The sequence below is a fragment of the Bacillus sp. SIMBA_005 genome, assembly GCF_046535585.1.
Lineage (GTDB): Bacteria > Bacillota > Bacilli > Bacillales > Bacillaceae > Bacillus > Bacillus pumilus.
The window spans coordinates 1-385 of record NZ_JAWRWI010000078.1 but is presented as its reverse complement, the minus strand read 5'-3'; the positions used below and the strand labels follow the sequence as shown (position 1 = coordinate 385).

The 385-nt window shown below is 43.4% G+C and carries 1 protein-coding gene; it reads left to right on the top strand.

Translation table 11 applies throughout. The annotated features are described in order from the left end of the window. Positions 1–385, top strand: a 385-nt coding sequence (locus tag SB660_RS19175; RefSeq protein ID WP_410583810.1) for a DUF1385 domain-containing protein, incomplete at both ends; no start/stop codon positions are given.

Here is a 385-nt window from a genome sequence, read left to right as displayed (position 1 = left end):
CAAAGCATTTAAACTTTTCCAGCGAACGTTACGGGCTTGATCCTCAGGATGACGCCAAGCTGGAGCAGGAAGATAAGAAGGGTTCCGGCTTATCGATGTTTTTCAGCCTGGCGGTGATCGGCGTTCTGTCGTTTTTGTTCAGCAAATTCGTTTTTACGCTCGTCCCGGTCTTCTTAGCGGAGCTTGTAAGGCCCGTATTTTCCTCAGACGCCGCGCAGATCGGAATCGAAAGTCTGTTTAAGCTGATTCTGCTTCTCGGCTACATTTATTTTTTATCAATGACGCCGTTAATTAAAAGAGTGTTTCAATATCATGGAGCCGAACATAAGGTCATAAACTGTTATGAACAGAATTTGCCAATTACAATAGAAAATGTTCAGAAACA